The following is a 24,668-nucleotide window of genomic DNA, read 5'->3' on the forward strand; positions in this document are numbered from 1 at the left end:
CTTAGTGGGTGAATAGGGTGGTGCCGACGGCAAAATTGAGTTCTTCCTGACGCTGCATCCGGTCGTTTTGCAACTGGTTGTATTGCATCTGGCTGGATTTGTAGGAATCGAAAAAGTCCAGGAACTCAACTACGTCGATGTTTTGCTTGCGGTAGTTGGCCGTAACGCCCTGAATGAGCCGTCCGAAGTCGCCGTTGAAGGTCTGGTCGAAGGTGCGGTACATCTGATCGGTTTGCAGTAACTTCTGGTAAGCCCGCCGAACGTCGTTTTCCACCTGGAGCGTGTAGGCCTCGGTGGCCTGCTGACTGCTCTGCGTGCGAATGGTGGCGGCCTTGATGTTGCCCTGATTCTTGTTGAAAACCGGCAGGTTGATACCAACCCCCACGCCCACGTAGTTCGGGATGTATCCGGCGTTGCGGTCGTAGGTGGCCTGAACGGTCAGGTCCGGTACGGCCAGGGCTTTCTGGAGCGCCAGATTCTGTTTTTCCTGCGTGGCCAGATCGCGGAATGCTTTCAGGTCGTAGCGGTTTTCGGAGGCCAGTTTGTAGAGATCTTCCAGGTTGAGTTGACCGACGGCAGGCTGAACTGCGTCCGTATTTTCCAGCACAGGTTGGAGGGGTATCGAGGGGCTGGCATTCAGGAAGACAGCCAGATCGGCCTGGTCGTCGGTCAATTTCTTCAGCAACTGCTGGCTTTCGGTGGTCAGGTTGAACAGGTATGCTTTCAGACGCGTCAGGTCTTTCAGCGGCACATTGCCCTTGTCGAACTGCTGCTGAAACAGCGTGACGGTTTGCCGGAGCGTACCAATTTCCTGTTCGTAGACACCCAGCGCCTGTTGCGCATAATACAAATCGTAAAACGTGCTTCGCAACTGGTAATTCAGTGTCCGCAGCAGGTCGAAAAACCGGTCGCTGGCCAGCTCGGTATTGGTGCGGGCAATCGCCAGTTGCTTGTTTCGTTTTCCCGCCAGCAGCAGCAATTGCTGCAACTGAATCACCTGTTCCGAATTCTGCTGCCGGACGGGCATCACTTCCTTCGTCTGGGCATTGTAGGGCATCTGCTCGATGTAGATTCCCGGATTATTCCAGAGTTTTGCCTGAAACTCATAGGCTTTGTTTTCATCGACACCCAGCTTCGTTGCCATCAACTGCAGGTTGTTCTGGCGAAACTGAGCTTCGGCCTGGGCGAGCGTAAGCCGCAGGGTATCGCTCTGGGCAAACGATACCAGGGGGCTACTCAATAGGTACCCAAACACGAAAAGAAAAATCCTTTTCATGGTGTATGTTTAAGTCTGTTTTAAGAGGGTAATTTGCCGGCTGGCAAAAGGAAAGAATGCAGGACCGTGGGTCCGGAGGTTACGCAATCGGAATGCGTAACGCGCAGTATAAGAGGTAGTAAGGCTGGTGATGGATGGCCGGTTTTCGGATCGTAACCAGCACAGGAGGCAAGGCCAAAAAGGCGGGCAGCAAGAGCGTGAGCCAGTCAGGGGGCAAGGCGGGCAGCAAGTCCCGGTCGAGCGCTGGGGCTACGCGTTCGTCCTCATCCTGGAGCAGAAAAACCGCGGCATCGGAAGCCGGACCGGCCAGGTGGATCGCTTGCTTGACGGTGGTTTGCGGGACGAAATGGGGGTGTGGTGTTGTACCGGTTACCGCTGGGTAAACCCGGAAAAACACCGCCCAAATCAGGCCGACCGTTAGCGTTATGTTGCGAATGAAACCCATTTGTTCCTGTTTCCTGCTGCAAACAAAACGCTGCCACATTTAAAACGTTTAAAATCCTCGTTAAAAGAGCGTTAAAAACCGCAGCCGTCCTTCGCGTTGGCAATGGAATACACCGACAACGCCCCTGGTTTTGTTTACCGGAACTTCAGCGTTGTCCCGATGCGGAAACCGAGTTTCTGGTATTGCCAGTCCTGCCACTGCGAAATCACCTCCACCCGGAAAAAAGGAAATATACCCGGAATCAGGCCGTCGAGCGCATAGCCAACTTCGGTATAGTGGCGGGAACTCGGTGTGCCGAGGTAATGGACAAACAGGTTTTCTTTCAGGCCGGTCAAACGGACCAGTGTCAGTTGCGTAATCAGGAATTTGCGGTATTCCATCAGCACGTGCCCTTCGAAAAACCGCTTGCCGGTGCTGTATTGGTAATACGGTAGCATCCGGAAAATGGAGGTGGGATCGCCCTGCTGGAGGAAAAATTCGTTGCCCTGGAAATGCTTGAAATCCGGGAAAAAGACGGCGTTGTCGTTCAGAAAACCGCCCGCCGTGACGTTATAACTTAACCGGCTCCGAATCCCGGTTTCGAACGAATGGCTCAGACCCGCCTGCAGGAAATCGTAATCCACATCGCTGGTGCCCACCGACCCGAGGTTGACCGGAATTCCCTTGCGGTAATTCAGCGTGAGTTCCGGGCTGTTGTTGCGCGTCGGTACCCGGCGCCCGTTCCGGACCCGGTAGCGATTGGCCCCCAGTTTGCCCGAAACCGCCAGATTCAACGTAAAAGCCTGATTGACCGGAAAGGCCGCCGGGCCTAATTCCGCATTGGTCGGGCGGTTGGGCGTGAAGGCAAACTGGTTCCAGTCGATCCACGGTTTCAGGTTTTCCCTGTAGTTGGCCAATTCGGTGCGCTCGGCGTATTCCAGACTTCCGTTGATGGTCACCCGGTTTTGGAACGGCCGGGCCGACGCGCCCAGGCGCAGGAAATCGCGCTGGTAGAACTTCGCGTAATTCTTTTCGAAAAGCAACGAGGTCAGCGAGTTGAGGAACGGGCTGATGGGTTCGTTCGCATTGAACTGATTGACCCAGCGGCCGCCCGTCAGGTCGATATGCGTGCTTTTGTAATTATAAGTAAGCCCGCCGGTCCCGATCAACCGCTTCATTCCGAACTCGTAACGCCCCGCTCCGCCGAGGGTCAGATCGGGCGTTGGCTTCGTTACGACCCGACGGCGCGTGGAGTCGTTTTGCGGTTTGCGGAGGAAATACCGCATTCGCAGGCCCACATCGAACGTGTAACCTTCGACGGTATTGTAATAAATTTTTTGCAGCGGGCTGTCCCAGGTCAGGGCGGTTCGCTTGCTGAAATTCCAGGTGTTGCCCGAAATCAGTTGGCCCGGTTTGAAGGTTTTGCTCGACCGGTTTTTGCGGGTCGAATCCTTGGCGGCTTTGGTACTGTCTTTCTGCACCTCAATTTTCCGGACAATCTGCAAACTATCCCGTTTGACGTAACTTTTGATTTCGGCGGAAGTCAGGGGAACCGTACGCAGCGAATCCCAGAAGGCGTTGCTCCGTTTGCGGGCCAGCGAATCGACAATCGTGGAGTCGTTCCGCGACACATCCACCGTTTCCTTCCGCTCTTTTTTGGCCTGATATTCCTGTTTCTCGTATTCTTTGAGCAGTTTTTTGAAATCCTTGGCCGAATATTCCTTCTGTTTCGCAATCTTATCTTCGAGTTTCTGCCCCTTAATCTCCTTGTTCGACAGGCTGACGGCCGGTTTTTCGATCTTTTCGTCAATGATGCGTACGTCCTCAACGAAGGCTGGATTGACTTGTAGTTTACTAAAGGTTTGATTGATAATTAATTGGGCGTTTCCGGCGGCTCCCATAATGCGTCCTTCGAGGTCATACCGCTGATTGACGGGCAGCCAGACAGTCTGTACGGGGCTGTACACCTGCCGGATTTTGATGTTAAAACCGAGCGGATTCCGGGTTTCGAGTTGGAGGCTGTGAATGGCCCAGCTGTTTTCGATGATGAATATTGTGCCCCGAAAAACGCCTTCGCCGTAGGCCCTCGGCGTTACTTTGATCTTGCTGACGTCGATGCCGCGCTCGCTGAACGTGCCCTGGTATTCGAATTTATAATAGGCGAACGCTTTGGGCGACAGGGGCGAAACCGCGTTGTTGACTTCCGGGCGGTAGAAGCTGGTCAGGAAATAATCGCTCACCGAGACGTTATCGCCCAGCGAATTCCGCGTGGCCAGCAACCGGTGCCGGTAGGTATTGGGTTGTTTGAACGTCACTTCCGAAACCGACTCGTAAAGCATCGGGACGCCGATTTTGAACCCCTCTTTTTCCGCTTCTTTCAATTGCTTGCGGTACATGAACTGCATGGGCAGGTCGGTAACTGTAAACGACGTTTTGGTATAGGCCCGGGCCGTGTAGCTCACCACCTGCAACTCGTGGTATTTAGCCTTGGCGATGGCCCGGCGCATGATGCTGTAGGCGGGGTCTTCCTTGCCTTCGCGGGCCTGCACCTCCTGCAACCGAAACGCCTGTTCCTGCATCGTGACGTCGATAGTTTGCCAGTCGTTGCCGATTTCGACGGATTTTTCCTGCGCCTGAAAGCCTAAAAATTGAAAGACGATGGTGTATTTGCCCGGTTTGAGCGGCACTTCGTAATGACCTTCCGCATTGGTGACGGCACCAGTGGACGTTCCTTTGACCAGGATTGCCGCGTAGGGGAGAGCCTCGCCCTGGGTGGTTTTAATCGTTCCACGGATGCCCTGAGCCGACCCGAACTGAAGCAGAAAAAGCGTGATGAAGAGCGTAAGGAAATATTTCATGCGTTCAGGTTGTGTATTCGGGAGGTAAACTACCAATTTTGGGCGACTGGAACAATTTCATAACGGATGAACGGTCGGTTCCGATCCGGTCCAGTTTATACCCGGATGAGCAAAACCGCCGTAAAGTTGCCTGTTCCGTTAGAAAATACCGTATTTTTAACAAACTATAACGTTTGCTGCGCATGAATCACCGTTTCCTCTCGCTGCTTCTGCTTCTTTTTTTTGGTTCCGGTTTGCGGGCGCAAACGGTTTCGCCCTCCGCTATTCTGAGTGAACGGGAGCGCGCCCGGGTGGTCGACGAAATCCTGGAAGACCGGTTTACGAACCTGCTACCCCAGCTGATGCGCCGGGAAGGTATCGATATGTGGGTGCTGATTTCGCGGGAATACAACGAAGACCCGGTTTTGAAAACCATGCTGCCCAGCACCTGGCTCTCCGCCCGGCGCCGGACGATCATCGTTTTTTACGATCCGGGCGTCGTTACGTCGGGCGTCGCCACGTCGGGCGAAGGAAAAGAACTGGAAAAACTGGCGATTGCCCGCTACGACGTCGGCAATCTGCTCAAGGGGGCCTGGGACATCGACGTGCGACCGAATCAGTGGGATGCACTGGTGAAAATCATTCAGGACCGAAAACCGAAGAAGATCGGCCTGAATTTTTCCCCAAACTACGGCCATGCCGACGGGCTGACGATGACGGAGCACGGGGAGTTGATGGCCAGGCTCCCGGCGGAATACCAGAAACGGATTGTTCCGGCGGAGCGGCTGGCCGTCGGCTGGCTCGAAACACGGACGGCAAAGGAGATGGCCATTTACCCGCTCATCTGTCGCCTGTCGCATCAGATCATTCAGGAAGGGTTTTCGGAGCAGGTGATTCAGCCCGGCGTCACGACCACCGACGATGTGGTCTGGTGGTTTCGCCAGCGCATTACCGAGCTTGGCCTGGAGACCTGGTTTCACCCAACCGTGGACATTCAGCGGGCCGATGCGCAGGAGTTCGAGCACCTGCGAACGTTTTCCAAACGCTCGTCGGGCCAGGTGATTATGCCGGGCGATCTGCTGCATGTCGATTTCGGGATCACCTATTTACGACTTAATACCGATCAGCAGCAACACGCTTACATCCTGCGCCCCGGCGAAACCGAGGTGCCGGAAGCGCTTCGGAAAGCCTTTCAGCAGGGCAATCGGTTGCAGGACATTCTGACGGAACGTTTCCAGGCCGGAAGAACCGGTAACCAGTTGTTGCTGGAATCGTTGGAACAGGCAAAAAAGGAAGGCATTGTGGGGACGATCTACACCCATCCGATTGGCGTTCACGGCCACGCGGCTGGCCCGACGATCGGGTTGTGGGACCAGCAGAAAGGGGTGCCGGGGCCGGGTGATTACCCCTTGTTTGCCAACACCGCCTATTCGATTGAACTGAATGCGGCCGTTGAAGTGCCGGAATGGAAGAAAACCGTCCGCATCATGCTCGAAGAGGACGGTTTCTTTGATGGGAAAAGCTTCCGCTACATCGACGGTCGCCAGACCGAGATATTTACAATCCCACGAAAGTTATCGTACGTCAAATAGGAGGGAGACGGTTTTATCTATACCGGATTAACAGACGGGTTTAGTGACGAGAGCCCGGAAACCAAAAGTCAACCTTATCGCTTCTTCCTGCCAACGTTGTAAAGAACTACGCCAACTGGTTATGGACGGAGCACCAGCCATATTTTCCGTTGCAAAATATGGCTGGTGCTCCGATTGGGCCTTAGCAGCAGGCCGGGGATGTATGTACTTAATTTTCGCCGATTTTAATGAATTTTTTACGGCATCCCTGACAGCGGTAGGAACGGTTAGTGACGAAAAATAAGCTGATTCGGGTAAGTAAATTTCGGGGGATTCGCTCGGCCGCCGATTGATCTCGGCCGCAGTAGGGGCAGGTTTTTGAAGTCGTGAACCGCCGGGAAAGGGACACAACATTCAACGTTAAGGATAAGATTGGTAAATTTTTCATAACACGCTTCAAATTATATCGATTAAGATACGAAAAGCGTACATTAAAAGACTACGGATGTAATCACATAAAAGAATTATTCTTGGTTAGTTTTTACACTTTCCTGAATCCGTTCAATAATAAAGTAGAATTACTCATTTTGTTTTTCAGAATTTCTTGCCTGCGCTCCTGGGATGCCCATCGGTCATTTTCCAGACAAACTACCTGTGTTAATTGAAAAGTAAGGCCCAGCGTTACGGGATCATCCAACAAAAGGGTAGCGGAAGGCCGCATAGAAGCAATACCCGGTTTTATGCTTTTTCAAGCAGGGAGAGTGGTCACCGGACGGTAAAGGTTAGCATTCCGTTGCGCTCAGCGCCAAACCGGCTTCGGAGGTTTCTTTGTATTTGGTGGACATGTCGCGGCCGGTGGCTTTCATGACTTTGATGACGGCATCCAGTGAGATTTTCTGGTTGGCGGGCGTTCCGGCGGTGGCCAGCAGAAAGGCGTTATAGGCTTTCACCGCACCCATCGCATTACGCTCGATGCACGGGATCTGGACGTAACCGCCAATCGGATCGCAGGTCATGCCAAGGTGGTGCTCGATGCCAATTTCGGCGGCTGCTTCGACAGCATCGATCGATTTTCCCGCGCAATGGGTTAGAAAAGCCGCGCCCATGGCCGATGCCGTACCGATCTCGCCCATGCACCCCATCTCGGCGCCCGAAATGCTGGCGTTGTGTTTGACCAGAAAACCGATGGCGGCAGCCGCCCACATGCCTTTTCGCAAGGTGGGTTTATTGTAATGAAAATGGTGCCGCGCCAGGTAGGTCAAACCCGGAATGACCCCCGACGCGCCGGAGGTGGGGGCCGTAACGACAATGCCACCGGCCGCATTTTCTTCCGAGGCCGCCAGGCAATAGGCATTCAGAAAAATCAGAAAGCTATCCGACGATTGCGCCAGTCCGCGGGCCTGCTGAAACAGCACCGGGGCTTTTCGGCGTAGTTTGATGGAGCCCGGCAGGATTCCGGTTTGCCGCAACCCCCGCCGGACCGCTTTGTGCATGACCTCCAGAATCAGGTCGATCCGCTGATTGATTTCTTTCGAACTTCGGCCGGTCAGGGCGGTTTCGTTCGCCAGCATCAATTGCTCGAGACTCAGTTGATGATCGTACAAACGGGCCTTGAGTTCCTTCATCGTCCGGTACGGATACGGAATGGGGGCTACCGGCTGGTCCACGGTCTCATCGCCTTTCCGGAGAATAAAACCACCGCCGATGGAATAATATTCTTCTTCAAAAAGCGGGCCGGTGGCGGACCGTAATTGGAAAACAACCGTATTGGCGTACGGCGAATCGTATTTTTTTCGTTCGAAATGAATGTGTTCGGGAGCCAGTTCAACCACGCATTCACCCACCCGGACGGGGTAGGTCACCGTTGGCTCTTTCAGTAAATCCATCAACGCAACCGGATCGGCCGATTCGGGTTGCCAGCCCAGCAGTCCGGCCACAATCGCCCGGTCGGTGCCGTGGCCTTTTCCGGTTGCACTTAAGGAACCATACAAATGAATGTGAATCGACTGGGCGGTTTTAAGGATTTCTTCGGAAAGGACCGACAGGCGTTCCAGAAAGTCAAAAGCCGCCTTCATCGGTCCGATGGTATGCGAACTGGACGGGCCCGGGCCGATTTTGAACAGATCAAAAATCGAGGTCGCAATGGGTGAATTATTCATGAAGACTAGTAATCAGTGTTGATGAAGTTGTATATTTCTGCACGTTTAGTTGATCATGATGCTGTCATGACAAAACTACTGAATCCCCTTTTACCCTTTTCCTAAACCAAATGAAACGTTTATTATGGCCTGCGCTGGTTTTGTCGGCGGCTTTGTTTACTGCCGCCCGGTGGACTACCGAGGCACCCAACCAGGACCAGCCGTCCCGCGAATGGCCCGAATACCTCGGCGGCCCTGACCGCAACCATTACTCGCCACTCGATCAAATCAACGCGTCCAACGCCAGTAAGTTACAAATTGCGTGGGAGTATCATTCGAAAGATTCGGGTCAGGTGCAGTGCAATGCCGTCATTGTCGATGGTACCTTGTATGGCATTACGGCCAGGAGTCAGGTTTTTGCGCTGGATGCGGCTACCGGGCAGGAAAAATGGCGGTACACGGATCCGAGCAAAGCGATCCTCAATACGCCCCGGGGCGTTACCTACTGGAGTAGCAACGACGACAAACGCATTCTCTTTACTTCCGGAGCGTCGCTCTGTGCCGTTGATGCCCGAACCGGAGTGCTCATTTCCAGCTTTGGTACCGACGGCAAAACTAGTCTGAAAGCCGGGTTAGGGCCAACGGCCACCGATAAATATGTTATTTCCAACACGCCCGGCACGGTTTTCGGGGATCTGATAATCATGCCCCTCCGGCTGTCCGAAGGCGCCGATGCGGCATTGGGCTACGTGCAGGCTTTCAACATCCGGACGGGTAAATTAGCCTGGGTGTTCCGGACCATACCCAACCCCGGGGAGTTTGGGTATGAAACCTGGCCGAAGAATACCTATAAAAATACGAACGTGGGCGGTGCCAACAACTGGTCGGGGATGTCGATTGACCGGAAACGCGGCATTGTTTACGTGCCCACCGGTTCGGCGGCCTTTGATTTTTACGGCGGCAACCGCAAAGGCCAGAACCTGTTTGCCAATTGCCTGCTGGCACTGGATGCCAAAACCGGCAGGCGGATCTGGCATTTTCAGTTTGTTCACCATGACATCTGGGACCGCGACCTGCCCGCTCCGCCGAATCTGGTGACGTTGAAAATAAACGGCAAAACCGTCGATGCCGTGGCACAGGTCACCAAAACCGGGCATGTGTTCGTGTTCGACCGGGTGACCGGAAAACCGCTTTTTCCCATCAAAGAGGTGCCCTATCCGAACTCTGATTTGCCCGACGAACCCGCCTGGCCGACGCAGCCCGTTCCTACCAAACCGGCCCCCTTTGTTCGGCAGACCATTGCTGAATCGGATCTGAGTCCGTACGCCGAAAACCGGGATTCGCTGCTGGCGATTTACCGGCGTTCCAAATTAGGGCCCTTTCAGCCACTGGGCAAAACGCCGACGCTGGTGTATCCGGGGCTGGACGGTGGAGCCGAATGGGGCGGAGCTGCGGTCGATCCTGACGGGATTATGTACGTAAATGCCAACGAAATGGCGTGGCTTCTGAGCCTGCGCGATACGCCGAAAGCAGAAGAACTGGCCCATCTCAGTCCCGGTGAACGGCTCTATGCGATCAATTGCGAGGTGTGCCACCGGCCGGATCGCAAAGGCAATCCGGCGAGCGGGTATCCGTCGCTGGTCAACATCGGGCAACGCCGTGAACGTGATTTTGTCCACACGATTATCACCAGTGGGAAAGGAATGATGCCCGGTTTTTCCCGGTTTTCAGAGGCCGAGAAACAGGCGCTGGTTGCCTTCTTGTTCGGTGATGAAAAGGTAGAAGCGAGTTCCGCAAAACCGGGCTCCAAAATGCCCTACGTTCCATATAAGTTCAATGGGTATACCCGGTTTCTCGACAGCAAAGGGTATCCGGGCATCCGGCCGCCCTGGGGAACGCTGACCGCCATCAACCTCAATACGGGCGAGCACCTCTGGCAAAAACCGTTCGGCGAACTGAAAGAACTGACGGCAAAAGGCATTCCGCCCACCGGGGCCGAGAGCTACGGAGGGCCGGTGGTGACGGCCAGCGGTTTGCTGTTCATTGCCGCCAGCAAAGACGGCATGTTTCGGGTCATCGACAAGAAAACCGGGAACGTCATCTGGCAAACCGAACTCCCGGCCGCTGGTTTTGCAACGCCGAGTACCTACGAAGTCAATGGCAAGCAATACATCGTCATCGCCTGTGGTGGTACGAAACTGGGCACGAAGAAGGGGGATAGCTACGTGGCCTTTGCCTTGCCGTAACCCCGTAAAGAATTCGCCGGACAGCAGGGACGATTTTTCGGTTAATCCGCTTCGATACGTTCTTGTTTTACCCATGATCCGGTATTAAACCGGATCATCAGGTTCAATTTCTAAAGCGCCAGCGCCCGGCGATACGCGCCGGGCGTCTGGCCCGTTCGTTGTCTGAAAACCTTGTTGAAATGCGACAGGTTGTTAAAACCGCTTTCGAAACAGACGTCACCGATGGGGCGGTCGCCGGTCAGGAGTTTGCGGGCCTGGGTAATCCGGAACTCGTTAACGAAATCCGTGAACGTCATTTGCGTCATTTTCTTGAAATACCGGCAGAACGCCGGCACCGTCATGTTGGCCAGCGAGGCAACCTGCTGCATATCAATCGGCTGGGCGTAGTGACTCTCCACGAATCCGTAAATTCGGTTGATCCGGTCCTGCTCACGACCGTTTAGGTCGAGATCATGAGTGCCCGCATTCAGAATGTGGTATTCCGTCGAAACCGCCAGTTGCTGAAAGATAGAAAGTAGCTGCATCATCCGTTCGAACGGCGGCAGGCTGACCAGCGAAGCCACCTGTTGGCCGATTTTTTCCTTGGTTTCCCCGAAGAAGGAAATCCCCAGGTGGGCGCGGTCAAATAGCCGCCGGATGGCGGTCAGTTCCGGTTTTTCCAGAAAATCCCGGCCCAGGAAGTCCTCACGCAGTTGCACCACAATCTCCTCAAAATCCCCGATAACGCCGTGGCTGAAGTTGAGGTGGGGTAGATTCGGACCCAGAAACACCAGTTCGCCGTCTCGATACGTGGACACATGATGACCGATATGCCGTTTACCATTGCCCCGCGGAATGTAGACAATCTCGTATTCAGGGTGGTAATGCCAGTAAACCCAGCAACTGTCGGGTTCCGTATGGTGGACCAGGCGAAAGGAACTGCCAAATTCGGGCTCGATTTTTTCAAATTGCGGTTTCATTTTTAGGGGAATAAATGCACCATTGATATAGTAAGTTCTAAAACCGGGTCAGTTGCGTTAATACAGCACCAAAATAGGGTAATAAAACGAAAGAGCAACTCGGAAAAGAGCCTTATTTTTGCAACGGTAAGATTTGAAAAACCATGAATGTAAGCATCGACGAAAAACCGCTATCCACCGCATCACCGCTCCGAAGTCTGCAAACCTTTTTCACCAACCCTCAGGCTCGCGCCGTGGGGCTGGTTTTTACGACCGAAAGCCTGCTGCTGGGGGGCTGGGTGGCCCATATTCCGCACGTGAAAGACCGCCTGCACCTGACGGATGCCGGGCTGGGCATGGTGCTTTTTTCGATGCCCGCGGGCCTGCTGCTGATGAATCCGGTCTCCGGATGGATCATTGCGCGGCTGGGGGCGGCCCAAACCTGCTTCCTGAGTGCTTTGTCGTTATGCCTCAGTACCTTATTGCCCATTAATGCCCCCAATGTCGCCATCATGGCCCTGGGCTTGTTTCTGGTTGGTTTGAGTGCATCGTTGCTGAACGTGGCGATGAATACCTGCGTTGCCGACGTCGAGCGGGAACACGGTATTTTGATCATGTCGGCGTGCCACGGGATGTGGAGTCTGGGGGGTATGATCGGTTCCATGCTGGCGGGGCTGCTCATTGCGCTGAACGTATCGCCCTCGCTCCATATGCTGGGAATGACCATCGCCCTCTTGATCCTGACGGTCAGCCTGCGTCCCATTCTGGCCACCATTCCGGCCGAGCCACCCGCCGAATCGTCGGCGACATTCATAAAACCGAACCTGATGTTACTCCTGATGATTCTCGTTGGGCTGGCGGTTGCGATGGGCGAAGGGGCGGCCCTCGACTGGAGTGCGGTTTACCTGCGTGATGCCACGGGGGCTACGAGTCAGCTGGCTGCGCTGGGCTTCGGCTGTTTTTCCCTCACCATGACCCTGGGGCGGTTTATCGGTGATGCCATGATTCCGCGTTTCGGGGCCCGGCGGATTCTGGTGGGAGGGAGTCTGGTAGCGGCTCTGGGGCTGTCGCTGGCCATTGCCGTTCCGGTTCCCGTGGTTGCGCTGGCGGGTTTTGCCTTGCTCGGAGCGGGCTGTTCGCTGGGAGCGCCCATTCTGTACACGGCTTCGTTGCGGGTGCCGGGCATCCCGGCGGCAACCGGTCTGGCAACCTTCGCGACCTTTAGCTTTGTGGGTTTTCTGGCCGGTCCGCCCGTGATTGGATTCGTGGCGGAAGCCTACGGTCTGGCCTATGGTCTGGGTCTGGTCATTGTCATGCTCCTGTTCTCGGCTGCTATTTCCCGAAAAATTAAACTTTAGTAGACTGTTAGAAAAAAGAGGAAAGACAAAAGACAAGGGCGTAACGCATTGTTTTTTATGGGTTGCGCTTGTCTGTTCGCAGTCTTCTATGGTCTGAGTATTTAAACAAAGGGGGAGAACGGAAAATGAAAGAGCGCCGGCCCGGCGCTCTTTCATCCGGCTGATTTCTTCCCAAATCTAAAAACTATGAAAGCTGCTATTTTTGATATGGATGGGGTGATCGTCGATACGAATCCCCACCACCGCCTGGCCTGGCGAACCTATTTTGAACGCTACGGAAAACCGCTGACCGACGACGATTTTATTCGGTACGTGTCGGGAAAACATAACGATCAGATCCTGCGTCATCTCTTTCCGGATCGGACGCTGTCGCTGACGGAATCCCGGCAACTGGCCGCCGAAAAGGAAGGCCTGTTTCGGGAACTGTACCAGCCGGATATTGCGCCCGTCGCCGGATTGCCCGCCTTTCTGCAATTGCTTCGGAACACCGGGGTTCGAACCGCAGTCGGCACCTCCGCGCCGGTCGAGAACCTCGACTTTGTGATGGATGCCCTGCAACTGCGTCCGTATTTCGATGTGCTGCTGGACGAGAGCAAGGTGAGTCGGCCCAAACCCGATCCGGAAATTTACCGGAAGGCGATGGAACTGCTGGGGGTTGAGCCCTCGGAGAGCGTCATTTTTGAAGATTCGACCACGGGAATTCGGGCCGCCAAAGCAGCCGGAGCCTACGTCATTGGCCTGGCAACGACCGATACCCCCGAGGCTTTGCAGGAAGTCGGCGCCGATGAGGTGATCCGGGACTTTACGGAACTGACGCCCGAACGGTTTCAGTCCTTATTCAGCCGGCCCGTTTCGGTTTGATCAACCGGCAGAACCGTTACGGCATCCTGCAAACGGATAATACCGCCACGTATAACCCGTGCCGTTAGCCCCCCGTGGCCCCGCATGGCATTGTAGCCGCCCGGACCCAGATTGGCCTCCATGCGCGAGCAGGGGTGGCACAGGCCGGTAATCTCCAGGACAACTTCCGATCCGATCTGAATCTGGTGGTCTTTCAGGGCCAGCAGGTTCAGATCGGAAACCACCAGATTTCTCCGCAATAAACCGGGATCAACGCCATCATGCCCCGTCAGGGCCGCAATAACCGGCAAATGTTCCGCCTGAATCAGCGTCACATGGCGGTTGCCGCTGCGCCCGCTGTAGTGATCGCCGATCAGCCCCTCGCGCTCCGAAACCACCACCTCCGAAACCGCTTCGGGGGCTTCCCGCTTTATGGGCCGTATCCCAATCCACTCCACCCGGCCTAGACGGGGAAAGTTTTCAAATAGACTTCGCAACTGATTGTCCACCACATTCATACGTTGATTCCGGTTGAAAGTACGCATTCAGGCCAGGCCATGAAAGAAACCGTTGTACGATTTTTTCGGGCTCCGGCATCTGGACAACCAGCCTGCGGGCCAAACGGCTGGTTTGACAGGTGATTCCTTGGGTTTCTAAAATTTTACATTTTCTGTAAAATGCTTTAAATATTTAAGGAGTTTTTTATAATAATGAAAGAATGTTCGGAAATATGGTTAATTGAACATGGAATATTTGGAAAATAATTATTTATTTCCGGAAAATGAGTTTCATATTTACCTAACCTATTTTACGCCCTATCTCTATTATGATTAAACAATTACACTTCATTCTTTGCTTCCTCTTCTTATCCTTCCTGAGCCAGGCTCAGCAACGAGTTATTCGGGGAAAGGTCATCACCGCCGAAGAGCGTACGATTTTGCCGGGCGTGACGGTGACAGTCAAAGGCAACAACCAGATTGGTACCGTAACCGGCGCGCAGGGCGAGTACCAGCTAAACGTTCCGGCAGGAGGGACCACACTGGTTTTTTCGTCCATCGGTTTCCAGACCACCGAAGTCGCGATTGGGTCGCAAACGACCATCGATGTTTCCCTGCCAGCGGACACCAAGCAACTGACCGAAGTGGTGGTCACGGCGGTCGGGATCGCGCGGGAAAAGAAAGCGCTGGGGTATTCGGTCAGCACGATCAACAGCAGCAAAATTGCCCAGATTTCGGAACCGGACCCGCTCCGGTCGTTATCGGGAAAAGTGGCCGGGGTAAACGTGCAGGGCTCGGGCGGAGCCGCCGGTGGTTCCACCAACATCACGATCCGGGGGAACTCCTCGCTGTCGAACAACAACCAGCCGCTGTTCGTTGTGGATGGCGTGCCGTTCGACAACTCATCGTTTCTGACCGATGGCGGGCAGCAGGGGGGCGCCAGCTTTACGAACCGGGCGTTCGACCTCGATCCGAATAACATCGAGTCGATGACGGTTTTGAAAGGGGCGGCTGCGGCAGCTCTGTATGGTTCGCGGGCGGCCAATGGCGCGATTATTATTACGACCAAAAACAACCGGAAGAAGTCGAAAAAGGGCCTGGAAATCACCTACAACACCTCGTATTCCTACGAGAAACTTGCCAAAGCACCCGAATACCAGACGACCTACGGGCAGGGCACCGAATGGGATACGCGCTACGGTGTGTATGGTTCGTGGGGAGCACCTTATACGCAGATCGACTCGATTTTTCACCCGATTGGCGTGCGCCTGCCGACGGTTTTTCCCGAACTCGCCAATAGGAAGGTTAAGTACGAACCCTTTGGCCAGCAGAATTACGAGAATTTTTACGAACCCGGTTTCGTCTACGAAAATGCCTTCAGCGTGTCGGGCGGCAGTGAAAAAGCCAGCCTGACCGCCGGTTTTTCGCGAACGGCCAACAAAGGCATCGTCCCCAATAACAAAATCAACCGGACCAGCTTCAACATCGGCGGGAATGCACAGCTTGACAACGGTTTTTACCTGAACGGTTCGCTGACCTACGTCAATATTGATCAGCACTCCCCGCAGCTTACCTCCAGCATCGGCAATGGTCCGTCGGCCATCGAAATTCTCCCGTGGACGCCCACCAGCTACGACCTGACCAATTACCCCACGACCAATCCGCAAACCGGCGGCAGTATTTATGACCGTGTGGGCATCGACAACCCGTACTGGTCGGTGGCGAACAGTCCGTTCACGAGCAAAGTAGACCGGTATTTCGGGAAATTCACGATTGGGGTGGATGCGCTACCGTGGCTGAACATTCAGTATACGGCCGGTTTTAACGCCTATACCGACCGGCGCCGGAGTGTCAACGGGAAGAACGGCGAAATTTACCCGAACGGCAACGTGACCGACGACAACATTTACCGGCAGGAACTCGATGGGAACCTGCTCATCACGGCATCGCGCGATTTTGGCCCGGATTTCAGCCTGCGCGCCATCGTCGGCAACAACATCAACCAGCGACTGACGGACCGGCAGGTGGTATTTGGCGACGGCATCATCGTGCCGGGTATCAACGACCTCGACAATACCCGGATTCAGCAGACGTTCGGAGGGAACCTGATCAAACAGCGGTTTGTGGCTTTCTTTGGCGATTTTCAGTTGTCGTACCGCAACTACGCCTTCCTGAACGTTGTGGCCCGCAACGATATTTCATCGACCCTGCCGAAAGGAAACCGCAGTTACTTTTACCCGGGGGTTAACGGTTCGCTGGTGTTTACGGAATTGCTCAAGACAAATCCGGCGGTGTTGTCGTTTGGAAAAATCCGGCTGGGCTACGCGGTTGTCGGGAACGAAGCCAGCCCCTACCAGACCCAGACGGTATACAACATCAACCCTTCGTTTACCCATCCCGGACCGGTGGACATTCTGTCGCCGTTCAACGGCATCAACCTGATGACCTACAGCAACCGGCTGGGCAGTGCTATGCTGAAACCGGAGTTTATCCGGGAATTTGAAGCCGGAACTGAACTTCGTTTTCTGAAAGACCGTATCGGCATTGACCTGACGTACTACCGGAAAATCAGTACGTCGCAGATTTTTACGGTCGATGTGGCGCCTTCGTCCGGCTACCTGACCCGGGTGGTAAACCTCGGTAAAGTGAAGAACGAGGGCATTGAGGTCGGGCTCGACATCACGCCGGTTCAGCTCAACAACGGGTTTAAGTGGAATATCTATTCGGCGTTTACCCGCAACCGCAACCTGGTGCTCGACCTGGGCGGGGCTACGGAACTCTTTTATAGCCAGGCCAATGCGACGAATACCATCGGCAGTATGCACATCGTTGGTCAGCCGTACGGCTTGATTCGCGGAAGCTATTACCTGCGCGACGAGGAGGGCAATCTGCTGATCAACCCGGCGACCGGCAAAGCAATTCTGGCCGACCGCCAGGGGCCGGTGGGGAATCCGAATCCGAAGTTTACGCTGGGCGTGACCAACACCTTCACCTACAAAGGCATCACGCTGGGCGCTTTGTTTGACTGGAAACAGGGGGGCGATGTTCTGTCGATTTCCGTTTCCGAGATGCTAAGCCGGGGGATTACGCGCGACAACGAGGACCGCGACAAGGTGCTGGTGCCGGTGGGCGTGCTGGGTGATCCGAACACCAAACAGCCTATCCTGACCGCCGACGGTCAGAAACAGCCGAACAACATTCCGATTTCGGTGAACGAATACTACTTCGGTACGGGCGCCTTCAGCGGTAGCCAGGGAACGGCCGACGAGTTCCGGGTGTTCGACGCGACGGTTTTCCGGTTGCGGGAGGTCTCGCTGGGCTACCAGATTCCGGCGAACTGGCTGGCCAAAACGCCGTTCGGTTCGGCTACCATCTCGTTCAGTGGCCGCAACCTCTGGTACAAAGCGCCCAATTTTCCGAAGTACATGAACTTCGATCCGGAAGTCAATTCGCTGGGAGCAGGCAACGCCCAGGGTTTCGAACTGGTGGCGGTTCCGACGACCAAACGCTTCGGCGTCAACTTACGCTTCACGTTCTGACGCTGATACAAGGCGGCTGATGCGGATTTAAAATCTGCATCAGTATGGTTCTGGATTTCAAATCCAGAACAGCGGACTGGTTCATTTTCAATTATTTGTCGAAAGAAATTCAATATGAAAACCATACTAAAACTGTTCATTGGCGTTTTTTTCGTGCTGACGTTCGGCAGTTGCGACAGCTTTCTGGACATCAATGTGGATCCGAACACACCGTCTCAGCCGGTTCTGGATCTGCTGCTCCCGGCCACGCAGGTTTCCATCGGTGTTCACATCGGCGGGGGCGCTACCAACCGGATTGCGACGGTCATCATGCAGCATGCCACCCAGAACGGCCCCAGCCGGTTTGAACTCACCGGTTCGACCTTCCAGACGCCCTGGAACGGCATTTATTCGGAAGCACTTACCGATCTGGAGATCATCATCCGGGAAGGAACCGCCAAAAGCCAGTGGGCGTACGTCGGGATGGCAAAACTGGAAAAAGCCTACGTCTACAGCATTCTGGTCGATCTGTGGGGCGATGTGCCGTTTACGCAGGCTTCGCAGGGCGATGGCAACCTGAGTCCGAAATTCGATAAGGGCGAAGAGGTCTACAAGGCGGTTTTTACGCTGATCGATGAAGCCATTGCCGATCTGAACAAAACGCCCTACGTATCGCCGGGAACGGCGGATTTGTTCTATCGGGGCGATCGCGCCAGCTGGGTGCGGGCGGCCAATAGTCTGAAACTGAAACTCCTGAATCAAATCCGGCTGATTCCGGCGGAGCAGGCGCGGGTGAAGCAGGAGATCAACGCGCTGATTGCGGGCGGTCAGTTGATCCTGACCAATGCCCAGGATTTTACCTTCAAATTTGGCGCGACGGAAACGCCCCAGAACCGCCACCCGATTCACATCAGCGACTACCGGGCTACCAAGGATTTCTGGATGGATCAGGGCTTTATGGAGCGTCTGTACAATACCGATGATCCGCGACTGCGCTATTATGTTTACCGCCAGACCAACAATGCCGGGGTGAATTTCACCCGCACCAGCAACGGCTACGGCGGGCGTTTCACCGGCGACCCCACCGGCGCTCCGGCAGACAACGCCGTTCGGGCTACGTTCGGCATCTATCCGTACGGCGGTTTGTACGACAATAACCCGATCACCGGCCTGCCCGCGACCAACGTTTTTCTGACCAATACCGGGGTAAACAACCCAACCAACTTTCGGGTCGTGACGACCTCCGACGGGACCGGGGCCGGTATTTTTCCGATGATAACGGCCTCGATGGTGAACTTTATTCTGGCCGAAGCTGCCCTGACGCTCGGGACGACCGGTGACGCGAAGGAATACCTGAGAAACGCCATCTCGCTGAACCTAAACAGTATCAACAGCTTTGTGCAGGCACCGGGTAATTCGGGTACGGTAATGTCGGCCACAACGATCACCAATTTTGTCAACACGCGGCTGGCGCAGTTCGATACGGCCCCGGCGGCCGGCAAGCTGGGGGTGGTGATGACGGAAAAATACATTTCACTGTACGGAAATGGAATTGAATCCTTCAACGATTACCGCCGGACGGGCATCCCGTCGCTGATGGCTCCCATTTCGCCCCTGAATCCGTTCCCGCTGCGGTTTACGTATTCCCAGCGTGAACTGAACACCAACACCAACGCTCCGGCGCAGAACAATTTTATAACCCCGGTTTTCTGGGATTTGTAAGAAACCGGTTTACGGTATTCAGTTTACAGTTGACGGGGCTTTAAAGGTCCATTAGGTTCAAGGTGGTGGAGCCACCAAAAACTGAAAACCGAATACCGAAAACCATAAACCATTCAAACGGCATGAAATCAATTACTTACATTGCTTTATTCATGGTGGGTCTCGTCATTTCGGATGCCTGCCAGACGAAGGACCCGATTCCGCTGGCTCCGGCGGGGGCGGTGGCAGTTGCCAAAGTCAACGCGAACAAAGCCTACTTCGATATCAACAGCCTGGCGACCACGGATTTTGAATTTGAATTGAAGGGGGAAGACTTTGGTCAGGGCGTTGGGGTGAAGGCCATCGAGGTCTGGGTGGGGCTCAATAACCCGAAAATTGCCCTGGCGGCTTCCATGACGGCCTGCGGCAATGGCGTCGGTTGCCTGTACCCGAGCGGAGCGCTGGCCCCGCTGCCCAGCCGTCTGGCAGCATCCGACAAGTTGTGGAAAACGTTTTCGAGCCTGCCAGCAACGGTTTCCATCAAAGCCACCGAAGCCGCAGCCGCCGTGGGCGTTCAGCCGGCGAGCCTGTTGGTGAACGATACGTTCCAGTTGAAATTTGTTGTCCAGACCAACGACGGTCGGCGTTTCGATGCCTTCCACGACGGCATCTGCGATGAAACCCGGGGGCAGGTTGGCGATTGCCGGCTGGTGATTCGGGTCGATACGAAAAAAGCCTTGTACCAACCTTTAAAATAGATTGCTAACTTCATCAGCGAAAACGTAGCGTCGTACCGGACAAACCGGTACGGCGTCTATGGTCTATTTTTAACCAGAAGCATGAACAAAAAATCGCTCTTCGGATTCAGTATCATCGCCTTGAGCTGGGGAATGCCCGCGCTCCACGCCCAATCCGCCCTGACGAAAGAACAACAGGAGGTGCTGGCCGGGCTGGAAAGCAAAACCGCCCACTACGGCACACTTTCCAAACAACTCTGGGATTGGGCTGAAGTCGGTTATCAGGAACAGAAAAGCTCGGCCTTGTTGCAGGACGAACTAACCAAAGAAGGTTTCTCGGTAAAAGCCGGGGTAGCTGGTATTCCGACGGCGTTTGTGGCCACGTTCGGCAGCGGAAAACCGGTCATCGGGATTCTGGCCGAATACGACGCCCTGCCGGGCATTACGCAGGATGCGGTTCCGGAACGAAAACCACTCGAAGCGAAGAAGGCCGGTCATGCCTGCGGGCACAACCTGTTCGGACCCGGTTCGGTGGCGGCTGCGGTAGCGGTGAAGAACTGGTTGCAGAAAACCGGCAAAAGCGGTACCGTCCGGTTGTACGGCACGCCCGCCGAGGAGGGTGGTTCCGGCAAGGTGTACATGGTGCGGGAGGGTTTGTTCAACGATACGGATGTGGTGCTGCACTGGCATCCTGCCGATCGGAACGGCGCGGATCCGTCAACCTCACTGGCGAATATTACGGCTAAATTCCGGTTCCGGGGCATTTCGGCCCACGCGGCTGCGGCCCCCGATCGCGGACGGTCGGCGCTCGATGGGGTAGAATCGATGAATTACATGATTAACATGATGCGCGAGCATATTCCGTCGGATACCCGGATTCACTACGTAATTACGAAAGGGGGCGAAGCACCGAATGTCGTGCCGGATTTTGCGGAGGTGTATTATTACGTCCGGCACCGAAACCGGACAATTTTGCAGGACGTCTGGAAGCGCATGGTCAAAGCCGCCGAAGGAGCCGGTTTGGGGACCGAAACCAAAATGGAGTACGAGATCATCGGCGGGGTGTATAATCTGCTGCCCGTGGAATCGCTGGCAAAACTGATGCACAAAAACCTCAGTCTGGTGGGTGGGGTCACGTATTCGGCGGAAGAAACCCGGTTTGCCGAAAAACTGAGCGAATCGTTCGGGGCTTCGTTTGGCTCCATCCGAAAACCGGGGGAAGCCGCCACCGTGTCGCCCTTTTCCAGCAACGATCTGCTCGGCAGCGCGTCCACGGACGTGGGCGATGTAAGCTGGGTTGTGCCGACGGTCGGGCTTTCGGCGGCTACTTGGGTACCCGGAACGGCGGCCCACAGCTGGCAGGCCGTGGCCTCGAGTGGTACCAGCATTGGGACCAAGGGCATGATGGTGGCGGCCAAATCCCTGTCGCTGACGGCCATTGACTTGTTCAAAGACCCGGCCCTGATCCAGAAAGCCCGCGCCGACTGGGAGCAGGCCCGGGGTGGGGCCAATTTCAATTACGAAGCGTTGCTCGGAAACCGCAAACCGGCGCTGGATTATCGGAAGTGAATGGAAATCGTTTAAGGTATGAGGTTTAACGTTTAAGGTGATTGACAGGGTATGCGGCAGTTTCGTTTAACCTCAAATGACTCATTTCAAATACCTTTCTGCCGGTTTCAGCACCGTTCGAAGGGGGTAGACGACACCGCGGTAACTGCCCGGGAGTTTGGGGTCGCCCCGGAGGTATTTCGGCAGTTTGGGAAATGGATAAATGGGCCGCTGGAACCGGATGCCGTTGGCGGGAACCCCGCCCTGGTAAGCCGTTGCGATCAATTGATCGGGTGTCCGGCCTTCTTCAACCCAACGCACTAAGGCCGTTAACAGATCGTGTTCACTGTCCTGCGGGACGGTCAGGGCCAGGCTTTGACCGCAATCGTTCAAACCGGGTCCCCCTCCGCAATGCGCCATACCGGGAATCAGGAAAAACCGGAAGAATTCCTGGGTCTGTTTCAGGCCCCCCTGTGCTTTCACCACGCGTTCATAATAGGCTTCGGCGTCCTGATACGGCACGAGCGGATCGGCCGTTCCGGCGTACATCAGCAGTTTGCTGCCTTGCTTTTTCAGGGGCGTTAAGTCCGGGTTGTTGGCATTGAGAATCGGAGCCAGTACCGAATCCATTCGATCCAGGTCGTGGTCAAAATCGAATTTCGTGTAGTCGAAATCGCGGCCGAAAACCCACAAATATTGGTAGAAAAGAGCGTTGGGGGCCTGCCTGGGGTTTTGCTGGAATTCAATGCCGGTCGAAATGCTTTCGCTGCCGAGCGGCATCGGCGTGTAGATCCGTTCGCCCGTTCGCGGGTTCGTTGGCCCGGCGTAAATTTTTTTCAGTGCGGTTACCTGATCGGCTGTCAGACAGGTGGGGTCGTCGGTTCCGTCGGGGCATTTGGGCAGTGTTTCCGGGTCGAACCGGCAGGCCCGGGGATCGGTCAGAAAGTCGTCGTTTGGGGCCCCGCCATCCTTCCCGGCGCAGGCCCGGAGCACCGCGCTGGTAAGGAGGGCAATTTTTTCTTTTGGCAGCAACGCACTGCCCGGCCCCGGATTGGTCGCTCTGTAGTTCCAGACAAAACCGGTATGCAGGTGTGTGCGGTTGTTGGCGGGTGCGCCGGCCAGAATGCCGTTGTAATCGTCGGGGTACCGCTGGGCTTCCATCAACGCCTGTTGGCCACCCGTCGAACAGCCCGCAAAATAGGCGTGGTGAGCCGGTTTTTGGTAATACGCCTGCGTAATGGCCTGGGCGGTAACGGTCATTTCGTGGGTAGCCCGGTGGCCGAAATCGATCCAGCGCTCCGGATGGCCCACGGCGTCATTGGCACTAGGCGAGGTACCCATGTCCGTATTGGCCGTGGCAAAACCGCGTTTCAAGCCATTGATTAAGGCCGAATAGTTGATATTTCCGGCTCCTCCGCCGTTTCCGGTTCCCAGAAACCGCCCATTCCAGCCGGTTTGCGGCAGCCACACTTCAATGCGAATGGTAGACTCCGGAACCGGTTTCAGGGTGGCGGCTATCCGGCAAAACGCCGGTAAACCGGGCGTTGCTGCGGTGGTTCCCGGTAGTCGAAATGAGTCCGCAGCCACGCATTCGGCCGTGGTAATGGTGGTGTTCGGAAACGTTTGCTGCGCCAGTTGCCGGCAGAGGCAGCCCTGAGCATTTATCCGAAAAAGACTACTCAGAACCAGAAAGAAGGCCATGCTAACCGGCCGGATTGGGAGAACCATCGTTATCTTCAGTTTACGCCTTCAAGGTAGCGATCCGCCGGGTAAGGTATTCATCAAACGCTCCGCTCACCTCCTCCGACCTCCGCTTAACTCCGCGAAACAGCGTCTCTTTGGAAAATTAATCGTAATTTGCCGACTGCATTCGAAATGATCTAATGATCTAGGAATCAGCCAATTTTTTCTTGAGCTAATCTATTTTTTCTTATGAGCGAAGTAGCCTCCCGATTCAAGCCCGGCGTCGTAACGGGCGAGGGCGTCACCGAAATTTTCCGTCACGCCAACGAAAACGATTACGCCCTTCCGGCGGTGAATGTGGTCGGGACCAATTCCGTCAATGCCGTCCTGGAAACCGCTAAAGCCGTTAATTCGCCGGTCATTATTCAATTCTCGAACGGGGGTGGTATTTTCTATGCGGGCAAAAGCCTGTCGAACGCCAATCAGCAGGCGGCCATTGCCGGTTCGATCTCGGGTGCCCTGCACATTCAGACGGTTGCCGAACTGTACGGTGTTCCCGTCATTTTACATACCGACCACTGTGCCAAAAAGCTGTTGCCCTGGGTAGACGGCCTGCTGGAAGCCGGTGAAAAACATTTCGATAAAACCGGCAAACCGCTGTTCAGCTCCCACATGCTGGATCTGTCGGAAGAGCCGATCGAGGAAAACATCGAAATCTGCGTTAAATACTTTGAGCGGATGGCCAAAATCGGCATGACGCTTGAAATCGAGCTGGGCGTTACCGGTGGGGAAGAAGACGGCGTTGACAACTCGGACGTCGATGATTCGAAACTGTACACCCAGCCGTCGGAGGTAGCGTTTGCCTACGAAGAACTTTCCAAAATATCGCCGAACTTTACGATTGCCGCAGCATTTGGCAACGTACACGGTGTATACAAACCAGGGAACGTGAAGCTGTCGCCAATCATTCTGAAAAATTCGCAGGATTACATCCAGGAGAAATTCGGAACCGGCCCGCTGCCCGTTAATTTTGTGTTCCACGGTGGTTCGGGCTCCAGCCGCGACGAAATCCGGGAAGCGATCAAGTACGGTGCCATCAAAATGAACATCGATACCGACATTCAATGGGCGACCTGGGACGGTATCAAAAACTACTACGAGTCAAATAAAGACTACCTGCAAGGCCAGTTGGGCAACCCCTCGGGAGCCGATGCGCCGAACAAAAAATACTACGACCCGCGCGTCTGGCTGCGGAAAGCCGAAGAAAGCGTGGTGCAACGTCTGAAAACCGCCTTCGAAGATCTGAACTGTATCAATCGGCTGGCGTAAGGGACTGAAGCGTTGTGTGTAAGGAGT

Annotated in this window: 16 protein-coding genes; 9 read left to right on the forward strand and 7 right to left on the reverse strand. The window is 55.0% G+C overall.

Going from position 1 to position 24,668, the window contains the following annotated elements:
* Window position 1: 1 nt before the first annotated feature.
* The 3 genes from ACFPMF_RS01910 to ACFPMF_RS01920 all read right to left on the reverse strand — a co-directional run bounded on the left by ACFPMF_RS01910 (window position 2) and on the right by ACFPMF_RS01920 (window position 4,558).
* Window positions 2-1,276, reverse strand: a complete 1,275-nt coding sequence (locus ACFPMF_RS01910; protein WP_379840736.1) for a TolC family protein — start codon at window positions 1,274-1,276, stop codon at window positions 2-4.
* A gap of 79 nt (window positions 1,277-1,355) precedes the next feature.
* A complete protein-coding gene (locus ACFPMF_RS01915; RefSeq protein WP_379840737.1) occupies window positions 1,356-1,721 on the reverse strand; it encodes a hypothetical protein in 366 nt (121 codons plus the stop codon).
* A 134-nt stretch (window positions 1,722-1,855) separates the two neighbouring features.
* Window positions 1,856-4,558, reverse strand: coding sequence for a DUF5686 and carboxypeptidase regulatory-like domain-containing protein (locus ACFPMF_RS01920; RefSeq protein ID WP_379840738.1), 2,703 nt, complete (start codon window positions 4,556-4,558; stop codon window positions 1,856-1,858).
* Between the two features lie 182 nt (window positions 4,559-4,740).
* Here ACFPMF_RS01920 and ACFPMF_RS01925 point away from each other — a divergent pair, with 182 nt between their 5' ends.
* On the forward strand, window positions 4,741-6,129 hold the full coding sequence (locus ACFPMF_RS01925; RefSeq protein ID WP_379840739.1) for a M24 family metallopeptidase: 1,389 nt from the start codon (window positions 4,741-4,743) through the stop codon (window positions 6,127-6,129).
* A gap of 761 nt (window positions 6,130-6,890) precedes the next feature.
* On the opposite strand, the gene ACFPMF_RS01930 is transcribed toward ACFPMF_RS01925, so the two are convergent.
* Complete coding sequence (locus ACFPMF_RS01930; RefSeq protein WP_379840740.1) at window positions 6,891-8,267, reverse strand: L-serine ammonia-lyase; 1,377 nt, start codon at window positions 8,265-8,267, stop codon at window positions 6,891-6,893.
* Window positions 8,268-8,377: 110 nt separating this feature from the next.
* On the opposite strand from ACFPMF_RS01930, the gene ACFPMF_RS01935 reads away from it, so the two are divergent.
* Entirely contained in the window at window positions 8,378-10,492 is a 2,115-nt protein-coding gene (locus ACFPMF_RS01935; protein WP_379840741.1) for an outer membrane protein assembly factor BamB family protein, read from the forward strand.
* Window positions 10,493-10,602: 110 nt separating this feature from the next.
* Here the strand turns inward: ACFPMF_RS01935 and ACFPMF_RS01940 are convergent, their stop codons facing one another.
* Window positions 10,603-11,451: an AraC family transcriptional regulator gene (locus tag ACFPMF_RS01940; protein WP_379840742.1), complete on the reverse strand. Its 849-nt coding sequence runs from the start codon at window positions 11,449-11,451 to the stop codon at window positions 10,603-10,605.
* A gap of 143 nt (window positions 11,452-11,594) precedes the next feature.
* Here ACFPMF_RS01940 and ACFPMF_RS01945 point away from each other — a divergent pair, with 143 nt between their 5' ends.
* Both ACFPMF_RS01945 and ACFPMF_RS01950 read left to right on the forward strand, forming a co-directional pair.
* Entirely contained in the window at window positions 11,595-12,788 is a 1,194-nt protein-coding gene (locus ACFPMF_RS01945) for an MFS transporter (protein WP_379840743.1), read from the forward strand.
* A gap of 186 nt (window positions 12,789-12,974) precedes the next feature.
* Window positions 12,975-13,649, forward strand: a complete 675-nt coding sequence (locus ACFPMF_RS01950; protein WP_379840744.1) for an HAD family hydrolase — start codon at window positions 12,975-12,977, stop codon at window positions 13,647-13,649.
* On the opposite strand, the gene ACFPMF_RS01955 is transcribed toward ACFPMF_RS01950, so the two are convergent.
* Window positions 13,616-14,146 (reverse strand): MOSC domain-containing protein, encoded by a 531-nt coding sequence (locus tag ACFPMF_RS01955; protein ID WP_379840745.1) that lies wholly within the window; start codon window positions 14,144-14,146, stop codon window positions 13,616-13,618. The genes ACFPMF_RS01950 and ACFPMF_RS01955 overlap by 34 nt on opposite strands.
* 308 nt (window positions 14,147-14,454) lie before the next feature.
* Between ACFPMF_RS01955 and ACFPMF_RS01960 the strand changes: the two genes are divergently transcribed.
* From ACFPMF_RS01960 to ACFPMF_RS01975, 4 genes are all read left to right on the forward strand, one after another.
* Window positions 14,455-17,664: a SusC/RagA family TonB-linked outer membrane protein gene (locus tag ACFPMF_RS01960; RefSeq protein WP_379840746.1), complete on the forward strand. Its 3,210-nt coding sequence runs from the start codon at window positions 14,455-14,457 to the stop codon at window positions 17,662-17,664.
* Window positions 17,665-17,778: 114 nt separating this feature from the next.
* Window positions 17,779-19,365: a SusD/RagB family nutrient-binding outer membrane lipoprotein gene (locus tag ACFPMF_RS01965; protein WP_379840747.1), complete on the forward strand. Its 1,587-nt coding sequence runs from the start codon at window positions 17,779-17,781 to the stop codon at window positions 19,363-19,365.
* A 122-nt stretch (window positions 19,366-19,487) separates the two neighbouring features.
* The gene (locus ACFPMF_RS01970) at window positions 19,488-20,102 is read left to right on the forward strand and encodes a hypothetical protein (RefSeq protein WP_379840748.1); all 615 of its coding nucleotides are present in this window, start codon (window positions 19,488-19,490) and stop codon (window positions 20,100-20,102) included.
* Window positions 20,103-20,234: 132 nt separating this feature from the next.
* On the forward strand, window positions 20,235-21,650 hold the full coding sequence (locus ACFPMF_RS01975; RefSeq protein WP_379842736.1) for an amidohydrolase: 1,416 nt from the start codon (window positions 20,235-20,237) through the stop codon (window positions 21,648-21,650).
* A gap of 81 nt (window positions 21,651-21,731) precedes the next feature.
* On the opposite strand, the gene ACFPMF_RS01980 is transcribed toward ACFPMF_RS01975, so the two are convergent.
* A complete protein-coding gene (locus ACFPMF_RS01980) occupies window positions 21,732-23,357 on the reverse strand; it encodes a tannase/feruloyl esterase family alpha/beta hydrolase (protein ID WP_379840749.1) in 1,626 nt (541 codons plus the stop codon).
* Between the two features lie 204 nt (window positions 23,358-23,561).
* Here ACFPMF_RS01980 and fbaA point away from each other — a divergent pair, with 204 nt between their 5' ends.
* Entirely contained in the window at window positions 23,562-24,641 is a 1,080-nt protein-coding gene (gene fbaA / locus ACFPMF_RS01985; protein WP_379840750.1) for a class II fructose-bisphosphate aldolase, read from the forward strand.
* Window positions 24,642-24,668: the final 27 nt, after the last annotated feature.

This window comes from Larkinella bovis (assembly GCF_042655385.1).
GTDB lineage: Bacteria > Bacteroidota > Bacteroidia > Cytophagales > Spirosomataceae > Larkinella > Larkinella bovis.

Bases quoted from the DNA above. Each gene is read 5' to 3' on its own strand.
- ACFPMF_RS01945 (WP_379840743.1), top strand. From the start codon at position 11,595: ATGAATGTAAGCATCGACGAAAAACCGCTATCCACCGCATCACCGCTC.
- fbaA (WP_379840750.1), top strand. From the start codon at position 23,562: ATGAGCGAAGTAGCCTCCCGATTCAAGCCCGGCGTCGTAACGGGCGAG.
- ACFPMF_RS01975 (WP_379842736.1), top strand. From the start codon at position 20,235: ATGCCCGCGCTCCACGCCCAATCCGCCCTGACGAAAGAACAACAGGAG.
- ACFPMF_RS01930 (WP_379840740.1), bottom strand. From the start codon at position 8,267: ATGAATAATTCACCCATTGCGACCTCGATTTTTGATCTGTTCAAAATC.
- ACFPMF_RS01925 (WP_379840739.1), top strand. From the start codon at position 4,741: ATGAATCACCGTTTCCTCTCGCTGCTTCTGCTTCTTTTTTTTGGTTCC.
- ACFPMF_RS01970 (WP_379840748.1), top strand. From the start codon at position 19,488: ATGAAATCAATTACTTACATTGCTTTATTCATGGTGGGTCTCGTCATT.
- ACFPMF_RS01915 (WP_379840737.1), bottom strand. From the start codon at position 1,721: ATGGGTTTCATTCGCAACATAACGCTAACGGTCGGCCTGATTTGGGCG.
- ACFPMF_RS01980 (WP_379840749.1), bottom strand. From the start codon at position 23,357: ATGGTTCTCCCAATCCGGCCGGTTAGCATGGCCTTCTTTCTGGTTCTG.
- ACFPMF_RS01950 (WP_379840744.1), top strand. From the start codon at position 12,975: ATGAAAGCTGCTATTTTTGATATGGATGGGGTGATCGTCGATACGAAT.
- ACFPMF_RS01955 (WP_379840745.1), bottom strand. From the start codon at position 14,146: ATGAATGTGGTGGACAATCAGTTGCGAAGTCTATTTGAAAACTTTCCC.
- ACFPMF_RS01940 (WP_379840742.1), bottom strand. From the start codon at position 11,451: ATGAAACCGCAATTTGAAAAAATCGAGCCCGAATTTGGCAGTTCCTTT.
- ACFPMF_RS01920 (WP_379840738.1), bottom strand. From the start codon at position 4,558: ATGAAATATTTCCTTACGCTCTTCATCACGCTTTTTCTGCTTCAGTTC.
- ACFPMF_RS01935 (WP_379840741.1), top strand. From the start codon at position 8,378: ATGAAACGTTTATTATGGCCTGCGCTGGTTTTGTCGGCGGCTTTGTTT.
- ACFPMF_RS01910 (WP_379840736.1), bottom strand. From the start codon at position 1,276: ATGAAAAGGATTTTTCTTTTCGTGTTTGGGTACCTATTGAGTAGCCCC.
- ACFPMF_RS01960 (WP_379840746.1), top strand. From the start codon at position 14,455: ATGATTAAACAATTACACTTCATTCTTTGCTTCCTCTTCTTATCCTTC.
- ACFPMF_RS01965 (WP_379840747.1), top strand. From the start codon at position 17,779: ATGAAAACCATACTAAAACTGTTCATTGGCGTTTTTTTCGTGCTGACG.